This is a genomic window from Saccharothrix deserti (assembly GCF_009769385.1).
Lineage (GTDB): Bacteria > Actinomycetota > Actinomycetes > Mycobacteriales > Pseudonocardiaceae > Actinosynnema > Actinosynnema deserti.
Window position 1 is genome coordinate 1 of the sequence record NZ_VKAB01000115.1, and the last position, 6124, is coordinate 6124.

General features: G+C 67.7%; 6 protein-coding genes. 3 read left to right on the plus strand and 3 right to left on the minus strand.

Features of this window, described 5'->3' with window-relative positions; genetic code table 11:
• Positions 1–213 precede the first annotated feature (213 nt).
• Together FM051_RS49485 and FM051_RS49490 are read left to right on the plus strand one after the other, a co-directional pair.
• Complete coding sequence (locus FM051_RS49485; protein WP_158854865.1) at positions 214–963, plus strand: recombinase family protein; 750 nt, start codon at positions 214–216, stop codon at positions 961–963.
• Between the two features lie 283 nt (positions 964–1246).
• Positions 1247–2188 (plus strand): aminoglycoside phosphotransferase family protein, encoded by a 942-nt coding sequence (locus FM051_RS49490; protein WP_238413259.1) that lies wholly within the window; start codon positions 1247–1249, stop codon positions 2186–2188.
• 218 nt (positions 2189–2406) lie between these two features.
• Here the strand turns inward: FM051_RS49490 and FM051_RS49495 are convergent, their stop codons facing one another.
• The gene (locus FM051_RS49495) at positions 2407–3057 is read right to left on the minus strand and encodes a TetR/AcrR family transcriptional regulator (RefSeq protein ID WP_158854871.1); all 651 of its coding nucleotides are present in this window, start codon (positions 3055–3057) and stop codon (positions 2407–2409) included.
• Positions 3058–3167: 110 nt separating this feature from the next.
• Between FM051_RS49495 and FM051_RS49500 the strand changes: the two genes are divergently transcribed.
• Positions 3168–3620, plus strand: a complete 453-nt coding sequence (locus tag FM051_RS49500) for a YybH family protein (RefSeq protein WP_153033310.1) — start codon at positions 3168–3170, stop codon at positions 3618–3620.
• A gap of 348 nt (positions 3621–3968) precedes the next feature.
• Here the strand turns inward: FM051_RS49500 and FM051_RS49505 are convergent, their stop codons facing one another.
• On the minus strand, positions 3969–5438 hold the full coding sequence (locus FM051_RS49505; RefSeq protein WP_158854867.1) for a hypothetical protein: 1470 nt from the start codon (positions 5436–5438) through the stop codon (positions 3969–3971).
• A 268-nt stretch (positions 5439–5706) separates the two neighbouring features.
• On the minus strand, positions 5707–6124 hold a 418-nt coding region (locus FM051_RS49510), incomplete at its 5' end, for a transposase (protein WP_162470815.1).

A 6124-nucleotide genomic window follows, 5' to 3' on the forward strand; every position in this document is an offset into this window, starting at 1 on the left:
TGGTCCGCAACCGCCTCAAACGGATGCAGTACCGCCCCGACCTGCTCGACGGGTTCATCGCACAAACCGGATTGATCACTACGCCACCATGACGTCACCCTGAACTGAAAAGGTCAGTATCTGGGTGGACGACCGCCGTACGGCTACCTACTGGTCGACGCCGGCCCGCACCCGAAGCGCGCCGACGCGCGGTGGGGGAGGAGGGCACGGAAGTTGGCGCCGGATCCGCGGACGGCCGGGCACGTGACGTGGATGTTCGCCCGCCGGGTGGCGGGTGTGTCGTTGGCCGGAATCGTCCGCGGGCTCAACGAGCGCGGCACGCCGTGCCCGTCCTCGGCCGACCCGGGACGCAACCGGCACCGCTCCGGTGAGCGGTGGAGTGTGCAGTCGGTACGGACGATCCTGGAGAACCCGCGCTACACCGGCCGTCAGGTGTGGAACCGGGTGGGGACCGACCGTGACGAGGTGGATCTGCGTACGGGGCGGCCGGGGCAGGTGCCGAACCTGCCGGAGGACTGGGCGATCTCGCTGGAGGTCGTGCACACGCCGCTGGTGAGTGTGCGGGACTTCATCGAGGCGCAGCAGGTGCGTGCCCGGCGTCCGAACGACGATGGCGATCGGCGTGAGTACCTGTTGGCGGGTCTGGTGGTGTGCGGGGTGTGCGGGCGGCGGATGGACGCGCACTGGGTGCACGGGCGTCCGGGCTACCGGTGTCGTCATGGTTTCAGCAGTGCCCGCCCGCGTTCGGCCGACGGGGCCAGGGCGTTGTATTGGCGCGAGGACCGCTTGTTGGAGCACATCGTGGGCGCCGCGGCACCCCGGCAACCGGGATCGGCCGTTGCCTGTACCGCCGTCATGGCGGTGCTGCGTGAGGAGGGCGTCGAGGTGTTGTGCGGGCGGGAGGCGGTCGAACTTCGCCGGTTGTCCGCCGAGCGCACCCTGTTCGGTTCCCGCTGGACCTGAGCGGTGTTGCTTCCGTCCACGATGTACTTCTCGGTTTGCCGGCACTGTCGGCGACACGTGGTGTCCCGGTGAGGGCGAGAATTCCCCGGATCATCGATGAGTGCCGCAGTTGATCGGCACGTGACCGGACGCGGACGCTGACGTCCTGGCGGATCGGGCCGCCGAACCCGACCCTGCGCTTCTCTGTCCGCCCTGCCTGAAGGCGCTCTCCGAACGTACGCTTCTGCCGATGACCGCCTGTCGCGTTTGCACTCCTGGGCGGTGGTTCGACCGAGAAACAGGGTTGCGCTCGGAGATCGAAGTAAATGAAGCTCCTGTCGTGCAGATGCATGCCGACCAACTGACCGTGGCGCTGGAGACGGTGCGCGCGTTGGTCGATGAGCAGTTCCCCCAGTGGCGGGGCCTGCCCGTGACGGGTGTCGCTTCGCAGGGGACGGTCAACGCCATCTTCCGCATCGGCGACCGGCTCGCCGCTCGTTTCCCCTTGCAACCCGGCGAGGTCGGGTCGGTGCGGCGGTGGTTGGAGTCCGAGGCCGAAGCGGCCCGAGAGCTGGCGGGTCGCACGCGGTTCCGCACGCCTGAGCCGGTCGCGCTGGGTGAACCCGGGACGGGCTACCCGCTTCCGTGGTCGGTACAGACCTGGCTCCCGGGGGTCGTGGCCGCGGAGGAGGACCCGGGCGAGTCCGTCGCGTTCGCGTACGACCTGGCCGAGTTCATTCGCGGTGTGCGCGCCATCGACACACGGGGCCGGACGTTCAGCGGGAAAGGTCGAGGAGGGGACCTACGATCTCACGACGCGTGGATGGAGGTCTGCTTCGAGAACAGCGGACGACTCCTGGACGTTCCGAGGCTTCGCCGCGAGTGGAACGCCCTGCGTGACCTGCCGCGTGGTACCGCCGGCGACAGGATGACCCACGGCGACTTGATTCCCGGCAACGTGCTCGTGTCCGACGCACGCCTGACCGGGATCATCGATGTCGGCGGCCTGGGTCCCGCGGACCCCGCTTTGGATCTCGTAGGTGCTTGGCACCTGCTCGAACCCGGGCCACGGCAGGCGTTCCGCGACGACCTCGAGTGCGACGACCTCGAGTGGCAGCGCGGCAAGGCGTGGGCCTTCGAACAAGCGATGGGAGCCGCCTGGTACTACGTCGAGAGCAATCCGGCCATGAGCGGGATGGGCCGACGCACCTTGGCACGCATCCTCGCGGATACGTCGTCGACCTGAGTCCGGCACCGGTCGGCCCCGGCCTGGCCGACACAACCCGTTGTGATCGCCCCTTGGAAAGACCGGGCACCTCCCTGACGTACTGACATGCCGCTGATCGGTCGCTCAGCACTGTGCTCGGCCATGCCGACGGCAAGTGGTCTCCGGCGCCGACTCCCCGGATTCAGCGCCATCCGTTTCCGGCGCGCGAGATGGCGATGCGGCGAAGACCCGCCGTGTCAGTGGGTGGTCGGCAGCCCGGCCGCGGTCGCGGCGATCATGTGCTGCAGCGTCGGCCGGAACGGGGGGAACACCCGGGCGATCTCCGGCTCGCGGTCGTACAGCTCCCGCAGTGCGGTCGAGGGTCGGGTCAGCGGGAACAGTTTCGCGACGAACGCGCTGGCCGCCATGACCAAGGACGCCCCGTCCGTGCCGGTCAGCTCGGGGCAGGCGGTGGTGAGCTGCCGACCTAGGGTGAAGTAGGTGTCGATGGCCCACCGCTTGTAGACCTCCAAGACCGCGACCGACACGTTGTGCTCCAGCATCGTCTCGGCATGCGTGGTGAGGTCGCAGTACAACGGCCGGTCGGCGTAAGCGTCGGCCAAGGCCGCCGCCGCCGCGGAAAACCCGCTCGCCCCGTGCAGCGCGGCGCCGGCGGCGGCCGCCCAGTCCGCCCCCTCCCGCATCGTCAGCTGCAGGTAGATCTCCTCGCGCGTGCCGAAGTAGCGCAGGACGTTGGACTTGGCCAGCCCAACCGCCGCGGCGATGTCGCCCAGGCTGACCCAGGCCACGCCCGACGCCCGGGCGAGGTCGCCGGCGGCGGCGAGGATCGTCTCCCGCCGCTGGTTCTTCTGCTCCGGGCGCCTGGCCCGCTGGAACGACGCTTCCATGGCGGTCACCACCCTAACCCCACACTTAGCGGAACAACGTTCTCTTGTTAAAGTTACGCCGTTCTTATAACCTCGGCCCGAACCGTCCCCCACCCCGAAACGGCAAGCACATGACCGTCGGCAGCACCGATCTCGGCCAGACCATCGACGCCTTCGTGGCCTCCTTCAACGACCCCAACCTCGACCGGGTCATGTCCTTCTTCGCCGAGGACGCCCGCTACCTGCCCGGCCGCGGCCCCGAGCTGCGCGGCCTCCCCGCGATCCGGGCGGCGTTCGCGCCGCAGTTCGCCGGCCGCTACGGCGCGATGACCTTCGACGTGTACGACCGGGTGATCGACGAGTCCCGCGCCCGGGCGACGATCCGATGGGCGTGCCGGTTGGACCTGACCGGCGCGCACGGCAAACGCGCGATCCCGCCGCTGCGGTGGTTCGCCCGGCTCCGCTACGGCGGCCGCGTCCAATGGCACGGCCTGGACGTCTTCCACTTCGACTCCGCCGGGAAGATCACCGGCAAGTTCACCTACGCGACCTTCCGCCTGCCGCTCTGGGAACGGGCACGCTGACCATCCGCGCCGACGAGCGTGATCAGCGTTCTCCTCTACTGCAGACCTGAACTGTCGCGACGCGCGCTCATGCCGAGTGGCGCGTGTTCGCCAGATCAGGCGTGCTTGCCAGCGCCTTTGCGGGATGCTCCACGTCCGCCTCGAGCTGAGCCCGCTGAGGCCTGGGGACTGAGCTGGGACGTCAGCGTTTCGTCTTCGAGGAGGCCCAGGGCACGACGGCTGCGGCGAGCACGTCATGCAGGCCGACGGCGAGGGCGAAGTGCCCGAGGTGGTTTACCGCCAACTGCGACTCCCACCCGGCGGCGGTACGGGTCAGCTCGGGCAGCAGGATGATCCGCCAATCATCGTTCAGGACTCGTCTGGTCGTTCTCTGGCAGGCCAGGGGTACGCGTTCCACGCGTTGGCCAAGATCGGGTTCTCGACTCCGGCCTTCTTGCCGAGATCACGAAGGCTGACGACACCGGTGCTGCTCTTCGCGATCTCCGCAAGCAGCATGGGTTCGATGTCGACTCCGTGAGTGACCAGCGACTCGATGTCGCGTGCACTCGCCGCTGCGACAGGAACATCAGGCAGCGAACCGCCGGGGATGATTGCCACGTCGTGGTCAAGCAGGTACGCCGGTCCGGTGTAGAAAGGCTCGGCGGTCACGATCAGTCCGAGCATGGGCCGGTCGGTCGGGATGTGAACGAAGGCCGGATGGCGTTCGGCGAGGTGGCGCACCGTGCGCGTCAACTGCTTCCCGGCGCTGCCTAGCGTCCCGTCGAGCGAGCCTAGCAGCGCGGCATCGCCAGCGCGCGCCGCAGGGCCGAGTCGGCGCGACTTGACCTCGACCAGGATGAGGAGGTTCGGGAGGATGACGAACCAGTCGACGCTCTTGTGGCCGCCGCCCTTGCCGAAGACGATCTCGGCCTCAACCTCCGCACCGTTGATCAACTTGAGCTGCCGACCGATGTAGTGCTCAAACAGACCACCGAGGTCATCTGCGAAGGCCTTGCCGTGCGCAGCCAAACCGGCGTAGTACAACCCTCCGGGGGTGACGGTGCGCAAGATGAGCCGGGTTGCAGGCGCAACGGGACCGTCACCGAGGTCGACGAACGGCGTCGCGACGAGCGGGTTGTAGTCGAAGCGAGCCGCCTTGGCGGATCCCACCGCATGCTCCTTGAACGCAGCCTTGAAGGCCGCGGGCGTAGTTGTCAGCCGGGTTGCCATCTTCTCGATGTTCGACCGTGGGTAGAGGTTCAGCACCTCGGCGAAGTTCGGTTGATCGAGCCAGCTCTGCAGGTAGACGCCTCCGTTCTGCAGAGCGCCCACTTGGAGGAAGAACGTCGCGCCGATTGCCTCCCGCAACGGAACCCCGTCGAGCATGGCAGCCAGCGACTCCTCGGTGATCACCTTCGTTTCGACGTCAGGGAGGCCCTCAACCATCCAGGCGTGCGACCGCGCAAGTTCCTCGAACATCGACTCCTGGTACGGGAACTGCTCATACGTCACACGGGTTAGCAGCCTGACAAGGAAGTTCTCATCTCTCACGTCGTCCTGGCTCAGGTCCATCGCGATCTGGAACTTCCGCATCAGCGTCCGCAGAGCGTCGGTGTCGACAGGCTTGGAACGGTACTCGTTGCCATACAGAAGCGACTCCCGCGCTGCCGCAGCCAATCCCCATGGAGGCATCCGACGCGTCACTTCGTCCGGATAGGGCGGTTCGCCGAGGGCTGCGGACGCCCGCGCAATTGCCGGCACCAACTCGCTCGGCCGGAAGGCACGGCACGCCTGCCTGAACGCCGAGTACGGCAGTCTCTGCTCGCGCGAGTAGCTCATGGGCACCAGTCTTTCGCAGAGGCGCCGCCGCCAACTCGGGTAGGTCCCTCCCCAATCTACTGGTGAGTCACTCGCTCGCAGGAGCCAAGCTCCCCCGAGGGAGAGGGTGGCGGCCGGTCGGGCGCCGTGGCTGACCAGGAGCGGCACGCGAGGTCGCGTGCCAGCTAGAACGGCTGGTGAGTTTCTCTCAGGTAAACTTCATGACTGCGCCGCACTCCGGAGCGGCCGGCCGCCAGACGCAAGTATTGAGCCGAAAGTGTTTGGTTGCCTACATGATGGCGTAGCGGACGTGTTGGGCGTGGAAGTAGCCGCGGACGATGTGGGGTTGGCGTTGGCGGCGGTGCAGGAAGCGGCGGGTCTCGTGGGCGAGTCGGTCGGCGGTGTGGGCTCGTGAGGCGTTGACGTTGCGTTTGAGGTCGGCGTTGAGCAGCTCGTCCGGGTTGAGCTCGGGACTGTAGCCGGGCATCAGGTGCAGTTCGACGCGATCGGTGTTGGCCTGAAGCCAGGTGCGGACGGCTTTGCTCCGGTGGACCGGGTGCCGGTCGGCGATGACGTGCACCTTCCTGTCGGCCTGTCGTGCCACGCGGTCGAGGAACGCGGTGAACACCGGTGCGGTGAAGCGGCCGGTGAACACGGTGAACCACAAGGCGCCGCGCGAGGCGACCGCGGACATGACGTTGACCCGC